At 65.6% G+C, this 14,481-nt stretch carries 16 protein-coding genes; 8 read left to right on the top strand and 8 right to left on the bottom strand.

What is annotated here, in order from left to right; all coding sequences use genetic code 11:
• The first annotated feature begins 473 nt into the window (after positions 1-473).
• The 3 genes from HT102_RS09605 (at position 474) to HT102_RS09595 (ending at position 2,255) form a co-directional block, all read left to right on the top strand.
• Positions 474-1,034, top strand: coding sequence for a GrpB family protein (locus tag HT102_RS09605; RefSeq protein WP_192039211.1), 561 nt, complete (start codon positions 474-476; stop codon positions 1,032-1,034).
• 119 nt (positions 1,035-1,153) lie between these two features.
• On the top strand, positions 1,154-1,759 hold the full coding sequence (locus HT102_RS09600; protein ID WP_192039210.1) for a hypothetical protein: 606 nt from the start codon (positions 1,154-1,156) through the stop codon (positions 1,757-1,759).
• 76 nt (positions 1,760-1,835) lie between these two features.
• A complete protein-coding gene (locus tag HT102_RS09595) occupies positions 1,836-2,255 on the top strand; it encodes an MmcQ/YjbR family DNA-binding protein (protein WP_192039209.1) in 420 nt (139 codons plus the stop codon).
• Between the two features lie 22 nt (positions 2,256-2,277).
• On the opposite strand, the gene HT102_RS09590 is transcribed toward HT102_RS09595, so the two are convergent.
• The gene (locus tag HT102_RS09590; protein WP_192039208.1) at positions 2,278-3,246 is read right to left on the bottom strand and encodes an NADP-dependent oxidoreductase; all 969 of its coding nucleotides are present in this window, start codon (positions 3,244-3,246) and stop codon (positions 2,278-2,280) included.
• Between the two features lie 149 nt (positions 3,247-3,395).
• Between HT102_RS09590 and HT102_RS09585 the strand changes: the two genes are divergently transcribed.
• Both HT102_RS09585 and HT102_RS09580 read left to right on the top strand, forming a co-directional pair.
• Positions 3,396-3,896: a winged helix-turn-helix transcriptional regulator gene (locus HT102_RS09585; RefSeq protein WP_192039207.1), complete on the top strand. Its 501-nt coding sequence runs from the start codon at positions 3,396-3,398 to the stop codon at positions 3,894-3,896.
• A gap of 134 nt (positions 3,897-4,030) precedes the next feature.
• Entirely contained in the window at positions 4,031-5,788 is a 1,758-nt protein-coding gene (locus HT102_RS09580) for a lipase family protein (protein WP_192039206.1), read from the top strand.
• A 54-nt stretch (positions 5,789-5,842) separates the two neighbouring features.
• Here the strand turns inward: HT102_RS09580 and HT102_RS09575 are convergent, their stop codons facing one another.
• Complete coding sequence (locus HT102_RS09575) at positions 5,843-6,166, bottom strand: thioredoxin family protein (RefSeq protein ID WP_192039205.1); 324 nt, start codon at positions 6,164-6,166, stop codon at positions 5,843-5,845.
• Positions 6,167-6,235: 69 nt separating this feature from the next.
• Positions 6,236-6,679, bottom strand: a complete 444-nt coding sequence (locus HT102_RS09570) for a hypothetical protein (protein ID WP_192039204.1) — start codon at positions 6,677-6,679, stop codon at positions 6,236-6,238.
• 42 nt (positions 6,680-6,721) lie between these two features.
• On the opposite strand from HT102_RS09570, the gene HT102_RS09565 reads away from it, so the two are divergent.
• The 3 genes from HT102_RS09565 to HT102_RS09555 all read left to right on the top strand — a co-directional run bounded on the left by HT102_RS09565 (position 6,722) and on the right by HT102_RS09555 (position 9,120).
• Positions 6,722-7,906 (top strand): ADP-ribosylglycohydrolase family protein, encoded by a 1,185-nt coding sequence (locus tag HT102_RS09565; RefSeq protein ID WP_225443477.1) that lies wholly within the window; start codon positions 6,722-6,724, stop codon positions 7,904-7,906.
• Positions 7,900-8,154: a hypothetical protein gene (locus HT102_RS09560; protein ID WP_192039203.1), complete on the top strand. Its 255-nt coding sequence runs from the start codon at positions 7,900-7,902 to the stop codon at positions 8,152-8,154. The genes HT102_RS09565 and HT102_RS09560 overlap by 7 nt, the downstream gene beginning before the upstream one ends.
• A gap of 255 nt (positions 8,155-8,409) precedes the next feature.
• Positions 8,410-9,120, top strand: coding sequence for a pentapeptide repeat-containing protein (locus HT102_RS09555; protein ID WP_333473368.1), 711 nt, complete (start codon positions 8,410-8,412; stop codon positions 9,118-9,120).
• Positions 9,121-9,168: 48 nt separating this feature from the next.
• Here the strand turns inward: HT102_RS09555 and HT102_RS09550 are convergent, their stop codons facing one another.
• From HT102_RS09550 to HT102_RS16300, 5 genes are all read right to left on the bottom strand, one after another.
• Entirely contained in the window at positions 9,169-9,981 is an 813-nt protein-coding gene (locus HT102_RS09550; protein ID WP_192039201.1) for a GIY-YIG nuclease family protein, read from the bottom strand.
• 545 nt (positions 9,982-10,526) lie between these two features.
• The gene (locus HT102_RS09545) at positions 10,527-11,582 is read right to left on the bottom strand and encodes a hypothetical protein (RefSeq protein WP_192039200.1); all 1,056 of its coding nucleotides are present in this window, start codon (positions 11,580-11,582) and stop codon (positions 10,527-10,529) included.
• Between the two features lie 23 nt (positions 11,583-11,605).
• Positions 11,606-12,235 carry an HD domain-containing protein gene (locus HT102_RS09540; protein ID WP_408611340.1) on the bottom strand — a complete coding sequence of 210 codons (630 nt, stop codon included), beginning with the start codon at positions 12,233-12,235 and terminating at the stop codon, positions 11,606-11,608.
• Positions 12,236-12,583: 348 nt separating this feature from the next.
• Positions 12,584-13,240: a response regulator gene (locus tag HT102_RS09535; protein WP_192039198.1), complete on the bottom strand. Its 657-nt coding sequence runs from the start codon at positions 13,238-13,240 to the stop codon at positions 12,584-12,586.
• Positions 13,237-14,370, bottom strand: coding sequence for a sensor histidine kinase (locus HT102_RS16300; protein ID WP_192039197.1), 1,134 nt, complete (start codon positions 14,368-14,370; stop codon positions 13,237-13,239). Before HT102_RS16300 ends, HT102_RS09535 begins: the two co-directional genes overlap by 4 nt.
• Positions 14,371-14,481 lie beyond the last annotated feature (111 nt).

Raw genomic sequence — 14,481 nt, 5'->3', positions numbered from 1 at the left:
ACCACGATTCGTCTCAGGATTGGATGACCATGCTCGAGGGCTCCAACAAATCCGAACTGTGGCTTGTGCGCACCTGCTTCGACGACGACTCAGGTCTACCTCGCCGACTCGAATCGCGCGCGTTCGGCGCGAAGGTCAATGCCGTGCACGCCGCCACCGTCGCTCGACTGGACGGGGCTGATATTCATCCTGGGAGATCTTCGTCAGAACACCCGCCGCCGCCCACGAGGCCCTTTAGGCAGCGTTTTCCGCAACTATCAGCGTCGCCCGCCAGATGCATCAATACGCAGTCACTGATCGACCGCCTCCAGTTGCTGCGAGGCTCTCGCTGTGGGGCAGCTGCCCGAACCTACTGCTCATCGCATCTGTAGCAAACTGCTTCGGTCGCAAATTTGTCCGCGGAGGCGAGCGAGGACTCGAGCGCGACCTGAGGTAATGCACTCCCACCGCACCCCGCTGCTAAGGTCCAGCGTGTGACAGGCGAAGTGGAGTTGATTGGTGGCACGGAGAAACGGGACATTCGTCTCGTTCCGTACGATTCAGTGTGGTTGAGCCAGTTCACAAATGAGCGTGGCCGGATTGCTATGGCACTGGGTGACCTCGCGCGTCGGATCGACCACGTCGGTTCGACGTCAGTTGTCGGGCTCGATGCGAAGCCGATCATCGACATCGACGTCAGCGTCGTCGATCCCGAGGACGAGGACACCTATCTCCCCCAGCTTGAGGCGGTCGGCTATGTGCTTCGGGTTCGGGAGTTCGGCCACCGCATGTTCAGGACAGCTGACCTGGGCGTACATGTGCATGTGTGCGAGGCTGGAAGTGATTGGGAGCGACGGCACCTGCTGTTCCGTGACTGGCTTCGCCGGAACGACTCCGACCGTGATCTGTATGCCAGCGTCAAGCAGAATCTGGTACAGCGCGACTGGTCGGACATGAATGCGTATGCAGCGGCAAAGACCGACGTCATCGCGGCCATCATGCCTCGGGCCGAGGCGTGGGCGAGCGCGGTTGGCTGGTCGGTAGCAAGCTCCTAGTGCAAACGATGGTCTGTCCAAGATCGACTGTGCCACAACAATTGTCGTTCCCCTCCTGAATTGAGGACCCCTGCGAGACCGCGTACACCGCCAACTCGATCTCGCAGAAGATCGGATCAATGTATGTCGGTGCGGAGTTCGGTCCCTCGGGCTGCACGGCGTCAGTCATCGAATCGGCCACCCGCACCCTGGCCATCACCGCAGACCACTGCACGGTGAACATCAAGCCCGGGACTACGGTGAAGTTCGCCCCTGCTGCCGAAGAAGGGCAGCAGCCCTACGGCGGGTGGATCATCGACAAGAAGTTCTCCTCCCCTGACCCCGTGGACGGATCAGTGCCGGATGTCGCGGTGCTAGTTTTCCGCCCCCAGGACGGCAAGCGGATCGCCGACCTCACCGGCTGTGGGCTGCAAGTCCACCCGGGACTGGAGCCTGGTGAGTCCGTCCGCGGATCCTTCATCGACTACCCGGGCCCGTCTCCCTACGACAGCCTGCGCCAGTCCATCTGCGTCGGCGACTACACCTACCAACCCGGAAAGGGACGCGAAGCGAGGATCATCACGGTGCTCAACAGCAACGGTGGCTCGCGGATCAGCGACGTCGTTCCCGATCTGATCGAGCAGGCCGATGCGTGGGCGACAGCCGAGTACAACCTCGACGACACCCCGACCGTGCCACCAGCACCCACGCCTGACACCGGAAGCCTCTCCGGTCTAGGACGCTAGCGGCGCTCCCTGGCATCCTTGCGTCCAAGAGCCGGAACGGTGCCAGGACAAGCACGAATCCTCGTACGCTGGGCTCATGACCGAGCACGACAGGCCCGCGACGGTGGCCGACGTCCACGACGTCGCGGGTGGGATGCCGCATGTCACGGTGGCTCAAGCTGGCAGCAACCCGGTCTATCAGGTGGGTGGCAAGTCGTTCGTCTTCTTCCGCAACGCTCGCCCCGATGCCGTCGATCCGGACACTGGGCAACGGTATGACGATGTGATCGTCATCTGGGTGGCCAGCGAGAGCGAGAAGAAGGCGCTCGTCCAGGATCGCCAGCGCCCCTACTTCACGACAGCTCATTTCGATGGGCACCTGTCCGTGCTCGTCAGGGCGTCGGAGCTGCACCAGGTTCCTCGCGCAGAGCTCGTCGAGCTAATCCAGGACGCGTGGTTGTGCCGGGCGTCGCGCCGTCGTGCCAGCGTGTGGCTCGCGGAGCACGGACTCGCTTGAGCTGAGCGCAAGCGTCTCGCCACTAGTCGCGGACTTGCAGCACGAGCTTGCCGCGGGTGCGGAAGGTGCGGCTCTTTCGGTGCGCCTCGGCCGCCTCGGCGAGTGGGTAGACGCTGTCGACCAGGGATCGGAGGTGTCCGTGAGCCATGAGCTCGGCGAGTGCGCTCAGCTCATGGCCGCGGGCCTTGACCGTGACGACGGATGCGCGTTGGCCGCCGAGCACGCGGGAGCGCAGGCTGGTTTGTGCCCAGCGTGCGATGGTGGCCAGGTTGGGCACGGTCGTGATGTAGATCCCGTTGGGATTCAGGACGTTGCGGCAGCTGTCGAGGCTTTCCTTGCCGAGGGTGTCGAAGACGAGGTCCTGGCCGCGCACCACATCGGTGAATCGCTGCGTCGTGTAGTCGATGACCTCGTCTGCCCCGATGTCGCGGACGAAGTCGGCGTTGGCCGTGCTGCATACGGCGGTGACGTGTGCGCCGGCATGGTGGGCGAGCTGGACGGCGTAGTGCCCGACGCCTCCTGAGGCGCCCACCACCACGACCTTGTCGCCGGGGCCGATCCGGGCGATGTCGAACAGGCTCTGCCATGCGGTCAGCCCCGCCACGGGTACGGCGGCCGCTTCGATATGGCTGATCTCCTTGGGCTTGTGCGCGACGCATGCGGCGTTCACTGCCATGTACTGGGCGTAGCCTCCCATGTGTCCCAGTTGGCTTTGCATCGCGAAGACCTCGTCACCGACCGTGAAGCCCTCTGCCTTCTCCCCTACCTCGGCGACCACGCCGGAGACGTCGCTGCCGGGGATGATCGGCGGCTTCCCCACCAGGGGGCGGCCGATGTAGGTGCCTTGCCGCAGCATCCAGTCGCGGGGGTTGACGCCGACGGCATGGACCTCGATGAGGACCTGGTTCGGTGTGGGCCGAGGCGTGGGCCGTTGCCCGTAGCGCAGGACTTCCGGGCCTCCGTGGCGCTCGAAATAGATGGCCTCCATCATGGATTCTCCTTCTCGTGCCCGCCTATGCGCTGCTGGTGCCCGGCCAACGGTCTGGCCTCGTTCAGCGAACCACGCGGTGTGGTCTCGTTTAGAGACTAAACGCTAGCACGAATGGTCTCTTTTTAGAACCGGAGAGGTAGGATCTACACATGCGCTACGACGACCTCGCCGACTTCCCCTGCTCGATCACCCGCCCCCTGGTGATCCTCGGCGACCGCTGGACACTGCTGGTGCTCAAAGCCTCGTTCACCGGCATCCGGCGCTTCAACGAGTTCCAGCGCGCGCTCGGCATATCCCGAAGCCGCCTGCAGGACCGCCTCGACCGGCTCGTCGACCACGCGATCCTGGTCAAGCAGAAGGCGCCCGGTAGCGCGCACGAGGAGTACCGCCTGACCGCGAAGGGGCATGACCTCTACCCCATCCTCATGGCGATCAAGGACTGGGGCGACGAGTACATGGCCCCCCACGGTCCTCCCGTGCACTACCAGCACCGCGGCTGCACCGGAGAGGCGCACGTACGTCTCGAATGCGACTGCTGCGGCAGCGAGCTCACCGCGCGCGATATCGAGCTGGCGCCTGGACCGGGCCTGCTGGATGGCGACGCCGACCGCAGCGGATCTCACGACCACGCGGACCGCACGACATCCTGAGCCCGGTCGCCACCGCTAGAGCTGCTGCTCCCCCGCTAACGCGGTCGAAGCACTTCCTCCAATCCGTTGGCGCGGTTAGAATTTGACCAATTAGCGCGCGGTGCACACGGTCCGCGCTTCGAAGGAGATGGACGATGACGGGACAGCACCGTTTGCCCCCGACGGACACCGAGACCAGGGAGAACCCGCGCTGGCTGCTCCTCGTAGTCGGTGTTGTGTGCATCGCAGTGGGTGCGGCGCTGCTTTTCAAGCCGTTCGCCTCGCTCGCGGTCCTGGTCGGCCTGGTCGCGGCGGGCCTGGTAGTGCTCGGCATCGGTGACCTCGCGACGGCCCGTGCCGCGCGCAGCCCGAGCATGGCGGTACTCACCGGCGTTGCGTGGCTGGCCGCAGGCGTAGCAGTAGTCGCCTGGCCGGGTGCGACGATCGGCGTCGTGGCTCTGATCGCCGGGCTGGCGCTGCTCGTGTCCGGTGCCGCGCAGCTAGCGCAGGCCGTGCGAGGGACCACCGATGAGCGAATCGCGGCGCTCCTGTTCGGTGCGGCGAGCATCATCCTCGGTGTGCTGGCCCTCGCGTGGCCGGATGTGACGGTGTTCGTGGTGGCGTTCCTCGTTGGCGCGAGGCTCCTCTTCTACGGCGTTGCCCGGATTATCGAACTCGTGCGCGGTAGGCGCACGAAGGCGGGTTCTCGGGGCAAGCTAGCCCGGTTCGGCCGGGCGGTGACCGCGGCCGCAGCGTTGCTCCTGGTGATCGCGCTTGCCGTGGTGTCCTCGATGATCAATGCAGGTGCGCCGAGCGCCGACGACTTCTATGCAGCGCCAGATGAGCTGCCCGCCGAGCCCGGGGTGCTACTGCGCTCCGAGCCGTTCGACCGTGCCGTGCCGGACGGCGCGCAGGCATGGCGCATCCTCTACACCACCAGCCGGGACGATGATCAGGCCGCCGTCGCGAGCGCGCTCGTCGTGGCGCCACAGGAACTCCCGCCCGGCCCGCGTCCCGTGGTCGCGTGGGCGCATGGCACCACAGGAGCTACCGAGGCCTGCGCGCCTTCGGTGCTCCCCGATCCCTTCGAGGCGGGGGCGACCCCCGGGTTGCAGCAGGTCGTCGACAACGGCTGGGTCATGGTGTCCACTGACTATGTCGGTCTTGGCACCGAAGGCCCCCACCCGTACCTCATCGGCGAGGGCGAGGCTCGCTCTGTTCTTGACGCGGTACGGGCTGCTCGCGAGCTTCCTGACGTGCAGTTGGAGGAGGAGACTGTCGTGTGGGGCCACTCGCAGGGTGGGCATGCCGCGCTGTGGACGGGCATTCTCGCCCCTGACTATGCTCCCGACGTCAATGTCACCGGTGTCGCTGCTCTTGCCCCCGCGAGCGACCTCACTGGTCTTGTGTCGAACCTTGACGCCGTACCCGGTGGCGCGATCTTCGCCTCCTACGTCATCGACGCCTACGCCGCCATCTACCCCGACGTGGAGTTCGGCGACTACGTCCGGCCCGCCGCCCGCATTCCGGTGCGCGAGATGGCGGCCCGCTGCCTCGCTGAGCCCGCGGTCTTTGCCTCCATCGTGGAGACACTGCTATTCGATCGCCCCGTTTTCCACCGCGACCCCACCAGCGGGCCGCTCGGCGAGCGACTTGCCGAGAACGTCCCCTCTGACCCGCTCACGATGCCACTGCTGATCGGGCAGGGCGAGGCTGATCCCCTGGTGCTCCCCGCCGCGCAGGAGGAGTACGCGCGCTCCCAGTGCGCAGCGGGCACGGCGGTGGATTACCGCACGTACCCGGGCCGCGATCACGTCGCCGTGGTCCTTGACCCCGACTCGGAGCTGATCCCGGACCTCTTCGCCTGGACACAGGACCGGATGGACGGTCGCCCCGCAGGGACTACCTGCTGACTGTCGGCGCCTGGGCTTGGTCGGGATCCGTTCTCCGGCGCTAGCAATTGGTTCTCACAAGAACTCGGCGAGCTCCGCATCGAGTTCCGCGCGCGATCGCACGCCCTTCATGGTCCGCACGACCTTGCCCTGGTGGAAGACCAGTGTTGTCGGCGTCGAGGTCACCCCGTACTCGGCGGCGATATCGGGCTCATTGCCCACGTGGACTCCGAAAACGTGGAGCTGGCTCGCGTTGTCCTCGGCGAACTGCTCGAGCGTCGGCGTGAATGCCCGGCACAAGCCGCACCACGGCCCCCAGAACTCGACGATGGCAGCTGCCTCGCTGTCGCGGACCTTCGTCCAGAAATCTGAATTGCCGACTTGGGCTATGGCTGGCATTGACTTGCCTCCTCCGCTCGGGGCTTGCCTCCATCGTATGGCCGCTGCATGGACCGCGCGAAGATCAGGCTAGGCGAGCGTATAGGTGTACCGGTACCACGGTCCGCTGATGTGCTCAGCGGAGTAGTTGCCGTAACGGCCGCGCGGCTCCCCGCCAGGGGAATAGACCCAGCCGACCTCGGCGAGGATCTCCGGCTCGCGCGCATCGATAAAGTGCACCTCGCCATGGCGGCTCTCGAACGCCCGAGCAATGGCGAACCGGCCAATGCTGAAATCCTGTCGTTCGCTAGAACCGGATTCGTCGAGAAGCTCCTGCGCGATCGCTTCGAACTCGGGTCGGTGGTCCTCGAAGTGGGGACGGATGCCGACCGCGATGCTCGCCCCAGCCGCCACCAGCAGCGGCCAAACGGCCATCCGCCAGGTCAGGCTCCGTCTTTGCCGGACGAACTGCACGGACTCAAGCAACCACGCCAGTCCGAAGGTGATCAGGATCAGCCCAGCGAGGATCGTCACCGCGTACCAACTGACTCCGCGTGGCCACAAATCCGGCCTTCGATGTCCTCGGTCGCCTTCGGCATTCCTCGAGAGTATCAGCGCCGTCTGATGACTCACGGTCTGAGCTTTGCAGGGAAGGCTTCATGCCAGACTGAGGCGATGAATCTTATCGACCACTCCGTCTACGCCTCGCGCGTGCGCGGGTGCCTTCTCGGTGGCGCTGTCGGCGATGCTCTCGGTAACCCCGTCGAGTTCAGGACGACAGCCGAGATCCTCAGCGCGTTCCCGGATGGGGTCCGGGATTTCGCGAAACCCGTCGGCGAGATCACCGACGACACGCAGATGACGTTGTTCACCGTGGAAGGGATGATCCGCGCGAACGTCCGGACCGAGCGCGGGCTCGGATTCACCCTCGGTGTGATCGACCATGCCTATCACCGCTGGCTCGACACGCAGACGCTGGCAGGGCCCAGTGGCGAGCACGACGGCTGGCTCCAGGCACAGCGATGGTTGTATGCCCGCCGCGCCCCCGGCAACACATGCTTGAGCGCCCTGGCAGCGATGAGGGGACAGGGCTACGGCAACGCGGCATCGAACAACTCGAAGGGATGCGGTGGGGTGATGCGCAGCGCCCCGTTTGGTCTGGTGCCGCTGCATCTCGTGGACAACGGAGACGGCGACTGGCCGTTCGAGGCGGCCGCAACGTGCGCCGGCTACACCCACGGCCACATCACCGGCCAGCTCGCGTCGGGCGCGCTCGCAGCGATCGTTCAGCACATTATCGCGGGTGCCGGCCTCGAGGACGCACTGGACGCGACGGCACGGATCCTGGCCACGCGGGACGGCCACGAGGAGACACTCGAGGCGCTCGAGTCGGCTCGGATCGCAGCCCGGTCGGGCGGGCCATCGGTCTCCACGCTGGAGGGCCTGGGTGGGGGCTGGATCGCGGAGGAAGCCCTCGCCATCGCCGTGTATTCGGCTCTGGCATTTCCCGATGCAGAAGAGTTCCTGGACGCGTTGTCCTTGTCAGTCTCGCACAGCGGAGATAGCGACTCCACCGGCGCGATCTGCGGGAACATCCTGGGGGCGCTGCATGGCCAGCCTGCAGTGCCAGCGAACCTGGCGGTTCGGCTTGAGGGCAGGGGAACAATGCTTGCGATCGCGGAGGATTTCATTGCCGAGTTCACCTCCGATCGGGATGAGGATCGTGGCATCTACTGGGGGGACCGGTATCCGGGATGGTGACGACGATCTACGGCCTTCCGGAGGATGCCAGGGTTTCCTTCCTGGCGGGCTACGCGATCTATTCCCTCAGGTGGGCTGAGAGCGTTGATCTCAAGTCAGCCGATCGCAAGTACTCACGGCTCGCGCACGAGGTGAACGAGCGATACGGCAATGTCGTGATGGGGCTCGAGGAAGCGTGGGCGGCTTCCAAAGAGGCGTCGACGGTCGCTTCATTGGCCGTCAGGTTCGGGCTGCGCGAATACCAGTAGCCCGGTCCTGGTCGTCGAGGCCCGCGATTGTCCGTGCCAAGCTCTTGCTCGGCGTCTGCGAGAATGGAAGCGAGTCCGGAGCAGCGTGACCGCGATGCTCGTCGTCTGGCAGGAGCATGCACGGTGTCTTCACAGCCCGGTCCACCACCGTCGTCAGAGCGCGAGCAGCATCGCAAGGAGCTGCAAGCTGACTGTGCCAACTGCTTCGGCCTGTGCTGCGTCGCTCTCCCTTTCGCCCGGTCCGCTGACTTCGCTGTGAGCAAGCCCGCGGGCACGCCGTGCTCGAACCTGCGATCGGATTTCCGGTGCGGCATCCACGGACAGCTGCGCGAGAAGGGCTATCCGGGCTGCACCGTGTTCGACTGCTTCGGCGCTGGGCAGAAGGTGTCCCACGTGACCTTTGGTGGCGTCGATTGGCGCCAGGCACCGGAGTCTGCGACCTCGATGTTCGAGGTCTTGCCCGTGATGCGGCACCTGCACGAGCTGATCTGGTACGTCACTGAGGCGATCGACCTGGCATCCGCCCGCATTATTCACAGTGACCTGCGGCGGTGGCTGGAGGACCTCGATGCCCTGACCCGTGGCAGCGCCGAGGCAATCCTTGCGTTGGACATCAACGCATTGCGCGGCGAGGTCAACCCACTGCTGCTGCGGGCCAGCGAGCTCGGCCGGGCCACGGTGCGAGGCAGCAAGAAGGACTATCGCGGGGCGGATCTGATCGGCGCAAGGATGGCCGGCGGCGACCTCCGAGGGGCGAGCCTACGCGGTGCGCTGCTCATCGCCGCCGACCTGAGCGGGGCTGACCTGCGCCAAGCGGACCTGATCGGCGCCGATCTGCGCGGCACCGACATTCGGGGCGCCGACCTCACCGATGCCTTGTTCGTCACCCAGGCGCAGCTCAATGCGGCCAAGGGTGACTCGGCCACGAGGTTGCCTCACGCGCTCCACCGCCCTGCTCATTGGTAGCTAGGGCGCGGCGCCGCTGGCAAACCTGGTGACGATGCGTCGTAATGATCAGTTGCGGTTCAGCCCGTGCCGCCGGGTGTCGAGCGCCAACTTGAAGTGGCTCTCCGCCTCGTCGATCACTCGCGTGGGCGTCGCAGGGTCGAACACACGCAGGAGCGAGAAGCGAAAGCCGACCGGGTCGATACTGCGCAGTTCGACGTTTCCGCCGTGCCCGTTGCTCGCGTAAGCGTTCCAGCGCTGGCGGATGCTCTCAGCGCCGTCGGCCTTGCCAACGTACTGACGACCGTCGCGGGTATCGGTGATTAGGTAGACGCCCACCACGGACGCGAGCGCCGTGCGCCACGAGGCGTAGCGGTGGTCTCGCATCACCGCCTGGAGTTGCGCGTGGTCAAGGCGGAGTTGATCGAAGCCGGGGAACGGAACGGGCTCCGCGTCCGCGATCTCCATGACCGGGTACTCGGCGGCTGTGGGGCCGTTCAGCCTCCATGTGCGCGGCGATCTCCAACCGATCACTAGCCGGTCCCTAAGGTCCGCCATGTGCTCCGACTCGACGAGGTCGAAGACTCGCAGGGCGCCGTCATTCGATATCTCGCCGCAGTTCTCCAAGACTGACCAGAGCCGGGCCCGGTCGCCGCCCTCGCGGACAAAGACAACCCAGATCCTGGGCGGGACGACCGGGAAAATTCGCGAGTTCGCAGACTGGTGGCTCGTGTACGCAAGGATCTGGTCGTCCGTGGAGTCGGCGTGGATGCCCTGTAGGCCAGTATCCTCGTGCTCCTTGACGTACGCATGCCGGATCACCAGAGCATTGGCAGGGTCGATGCCGGCGCTGCGCAGGATCGGGTCAAGCGTCAGACTCATCAGGATCGTCTCCCTCTACCTCGTTCGCAGCGCGGATTATATTGATAGCTGACCATGTGGACGCTGGTCCGTTCAGTGCGGTTGTTGAAGTTGGTGGTGTATTGAGCGTTACGCGGTGCTGCACGGAGCTGGTCGAACTGCCCAAGGCGCAGCGGAGATTGCGCCCCTTCTTTCACTAGCTCATGCTTCCATCATGTAGTCGCCGACACAGACTTCTCGACCCGCTGCGACTGCGGCCACCAGCGATTCCTTGCTCCCTGGTTTCTGCTCGTGGTACTGGACCTTTTTCTAACGCCTCACCTGCGTCGATGTGCCCGAAACGCGATATTCTGCCTCGAACCCGAGGCTGAGTGGGCCTTGACGATCACGAGACGGAAGACGTTAGCCGTCGATCCTGACTCACCTCTCGACTCTTCCGTAACCTAGGATGCGGCTGCCCGGTTGCGGCATGGCACAGCAAGTGCCAGATGCCGGCCACCGCGGTCCATTCCATGCGAGAAGCATCTGCAGGAACCAGCAAATTTGACCGCTTCCCCACGCGCTCCTCAGGCGCGCACCTTCTCCTTCACGTCCACCTCATCAACGGGTGCGACGAGAACGTCCTCGTCGTCGTCTCCCCCGTCATCGGTGCGGAAGATCTGCAAGAAGTAGGGATCGTCGGGCCGGGCACCGAGGTGCTCGTACGCCGCCTTCTCCAGCGCGCCAGCGATTGTCGGCAGGCCATCTACGTGCCAGTCGAGTTCCTGGACGAGGTTGTTCTGCCATTCACGGCGACTCTTGAAGTCCGTGTGGTTGTCGGGGATCGAGTCAGGATCGATCCATCCGTCCGACATGGCAGCCCGCATGACGGCCGGTGGTTGCTTGCCGAACTCGATCAACCATGATGTCGGGTAGTACATGCCTTGCACGTAGCGGGAGTCCTCGTCGAAGGCAACGACGAAGACAACCCCCGATGGCCAGTCGGAAACGACTGCGTGCAGGACGGCGCGCATCGCGTCGCCGAAGCGTGTGAGGCCGCCGGGGCCTTGCGGGTTGATGGGCAGTTCTATCGACTGGATGCCCGGTGGGCGGTGCCGGGCCAGGTACGCTCCGAGGTCCTCGGCGGGCAGGTAGTCAGTAGATTCCATGGCGGTCTCCTCGGGCTGGGATGGGATCGTGGCCTCCTGGCGCCGCTTGATGGCGAGCCGCTTCCTGCGCAGCCAGGCGCGGTGCACCTTCCGATGCTTGTCGTCTGCCTCGTGGTACCGCAGGAGTTCTTCCTCGATCACGACGCAGCCAGGCGGCACTGGTGGCAGAGGCGGCGGATATCCGGAGTAGTTCACGGGCTCGGGCAGCAGCATGGCCACTAGCTGGCCCAGGGCCAGGTGATCGTGGCGCGACTTGGGCCGGTAGTAGTACGAGAAGGCGAGCTCGATCGGCTCCTGGTAATGCCCGGTCCAGTCTCCGTCAGCGCTTGGCAGGTACCTGTCGAACTGATCGGTGGTCACGGCATCGGCGTGCCAGTTCCCTTCGATATCGACGGTGATCCATCGATTCGGGTCGGCTTCGGAGCGTGCCTCCCAGAAGATCTCGTCGGCGCCCCCGCCGCTGAACGCTCCCATTGTTTCCCCCTAGTGCGTGCTGGTTACTGACCGCCGAATTCCTTCATCCGCGCCACGAGGCGCTGCAGTTCAGCCGCCCGCTGCTCATCAGCGCGACCGTCCTCCGCGTGGTCTGTGTAGGCCGCGGAGAGCGAGCCGTACCACCACAATTGGTCCTCCACGCCGGCGTTGAACCGGTCCCACACCGAAGGGCCATCGGTCTCGAGATCGCTGACGGTCGAGCGTGCGTTGTGGACCTTGTCCGCGAGGGACACGCGCACTGCTCCGTCGTCGCGGGTCGAGGTCAAGTGATCGAGGTAGAGCTGCTTGCGGGTGCGGAAATCCGGGATCTGCTCCTTCTTCGGACCGGAGCATCCGATCACGAGGTCGCGCACCCGCGCCCCGAATCGCTGCTCGAGCTCGTCGGCCCCGTCTTCGTCGATGTCCTCGATGTAGTCGTGCAGCAAGCCTGCGATGGCCTCGTCGGTGTCACCACCGTCTTCGATGACCATCCCGGAGACGGCCATCAGATGGCTGATGTACGGGATCCGCGGCCGCGGATCATCTTTCGCGCGCTTGCGGGTCTGGTCACTGTGCTTGTCGGCAGCAAATGCCACCGCCTCGGACAGTTTCACCGGATCGATCTTCATGGTCTGCTCGGTCAAAATCAGCACCTTTCACTGGGATGGTTCGGTGTCGAGGAGAACGAGATCGAGCACTAGCGAGCGCGGCCGTCAATCAGAATGGCGAACCCATCACGGACCGCTATTCCAAGCGGTGGACATAGTGCCGGTGAACCTCGGGCGAGAGGGATAACCAACCCTGTCGGCTCCTGACAGAACTGATAGTGGCATAGGGGTACGACAAGTCTTGGCTCTACGGTGGTAGGGCAGCGCTGATGAGGCGGACTCGATCTGCTTCGATCCGAGAAGGCCGCGGGAAGGATCGCGCTGTGGCTGCCGCTCGGCATCGCTATGTGCTGGGGAGTTGGAGTGTGGATCGGCGCTCGGACGCGGCAGCGATCAGCGAGTGAATCCTGTCTGGTAGGCGATGACGACGAGCTGGGCGCGGTCGCGGGCGTGCAGCTTCATCAGCAGTCGGCTGACGTGGGTCTTGACGGTGCCGATGCTGACGACGATCCGCTCAGCGATCTCGGCATTGGAGAGCCCATCGGCGACCAAGGCCAGGACGTCGCGCTCCCTATCGGTCAACGAGTCGAGTGCCTTCGGTGTGGGGCGGCGCGATTCTGGTGAGCGGACGAACTCGGCGATCAAGGTGCGTGTGACACTGGGCGACAGCAGTGCCTCGCCCGCGGCGATCACGCGGACGGCATCGAGGAGTTCATGAGGGCGGGTGTCCTTCAGCAGGAACCCGCTGGCCCCGGCCCGCAGCGCGCCGTAGACGTACTCATCGAGCTCGAAGGTGGTCAGCATCAGCACCCGCACCGAGGACGTGGCCGAGGTGGCAGCGATCTCGCGAGTCGCCTCGAGGCCGTCCATCACCGGCATCCTGATGTCCATCAGCACCACGTCGGGCAGGTGGCGGCGGGCGAGGTCCACGGCCTCCTGGCCGTTGCTGGCCTCGGCGACGACGTTGATGTCGTCAGCGGAGGCGAGCAGCATGCTGAACCCCGACCGCACTAGCGCCTGGTCGTCGGCCACGATGACCCGGATCGTCATGTCATCACCGCGGGCAGGGGAAGGCGCGCGGTGATGCGGAAGTCGCCGCCGTCGTCGCCATGCTCGAGCGAGCCGTCGAACAGATTCACGCGCTCCTGCATCCCTAGCAGGCCCACGCCCGCCCCTCCGACGCTTGCGGGACGGCCAGTCCGCGCGTTGCGCACCTCGATGAGCAGCTCCCCGTCGTGGCAACCGATCGAGAGCTGCACGTCGGTGGGACCAGCGTGCTTGGCGACGTTGGTCAGCGCCTCCTGCACGATGCGATAGACCGTCAGGGCCAAGGCATCCGGGACCTCGCACCCGTCGAGATCGATGGCGAGCCGCAACCGCAGCCCTGCTCGCTCGGCTTGCTCGAACAGCCACGGAAGATCGTTGAGGCCTGGTGCCGGGCGCAGCTGGTCCAAGCCCTCCTCGCGGAGGACCCCGAGCATGCGGCGAAGCTCATCGAGCGCCTGGCGGCTGATGTCGGAAATGCTGACGAGCGCCGCGCGGGTCTGCTCCGGGTTGGTGTCGATGAGGTGTGCCCCGACACCGGACTGGACAGCGATGGCGCTGATGCTGTGGGCCACCACGTCATGCAGCTCGCGGGCGATGCGCGTGCGCTCCGCGGCCACTGCCTGTGCCGCTAGCTGGCTCTGCGCGTGCTCCAGCTGGGCGGTGCGCTCCTCGAGTGCGGCGATGGTCACCCGGCGCGCCCGGTGACTGTCGCCGAGCATCCAGGCGGCGAGCGTGACGACCCCGGCGACGAGGAGGTCGATCAGCGCCCACTCCGTGAACGCCGTCAGGGAAGTCATCACGGCCCATGTTCCGACCAGCGCGGGTAGCGAGCGGCTTCGTTCAGCGTGCGCGCCCACGCTATACATCGCGAGGGCCACCGCCATGCCCAGGCCGGGATACGGGTAGCCGAGCGCCGCGTACAGCACTTCACCAGCGAGGACCGCGACGAGCACGACCAGCGGCGCCCGCCGTCGCACGATCAGCGGCAGCGGGATGAGGAGCGCCAGCACCAGCGCCGCGGGCGGAGGATCGGCCGCTGCCAGCGGGAGGACCTCGACGACGCCGATGAGCACCGCGACAACACCGTCGACCAGCAACGGGTTCACGCGCTTGAGGCGCCTGGTCCACTCCACGGCGATCATGTTACGACCACGATGCGGCGCGCACATCTGCCTGCAGGCGGACTCGCAAGATCGGTCTGAAGGCAGACGACGGCGGCGGCGGTTGACCGGATCGTGGAAGCC

It is taken from the genome of Lolliginicoccus lacisalsi (genome assembly GCF_014841105.1).
Lineage (GTDB): Bacteria > Actinomycetota > Actinomycetes > Mycobacteriales > Mycobacteriaceae > Lolliginicoccus > Lolliginicoccus lacisalsi.
The sequence above is the reverse complement of the archived record's forward strand: the minus strand, read 5'-3'. Positions and strand labels throughout refer to the sequence as shown.